The sequence below is a fragment of the Parendozoicomonas sp. 2304DJ65-17 genome (genome assembly GCF_058148445.1).
In genome coordinates this window covers 1-237 of the sequence record NZ_JBYVJV010000120.1, presented here as the reverse complement: position 1 = coordinate 237, position 237 = coordinate 1, and the positions used below count along the sequence as shown (strand labels likewise).

General features: G+C 46.4%; 1 pseudogene. It reads left to right on the top strand.

Going from position 1 to position 237, the window contains the following annotated elements:
- Positions 1-237: pseudogene (locus ACY2RR_RS24740) on the top strand (DNA repair protein RecN); the annotation flags it as partial.

The following is a 237-nucleotide window of genomic DNA, read 5'->3' as shown; positions in this document are numbered from 1 at the left end:
AAGGTCGTAGCCTATGCTATATTAACGGCACACCCGCCCCACTTTCCAATGTACGCCAGATTGGAGAAATGATGGTTGATATTCACGCCCAGCATGAACAGCAATCCTTGCTTCGCCCGGCTACCCATCAAAAACTTCTGGATAGATACGCTGGCTGTGCAGAACTTGCCACGAAGAATTCTAAGCTCTGGCAAGAGTGGAAACAACAGAAAAACCTAATCGCAGAATTGAAAAACA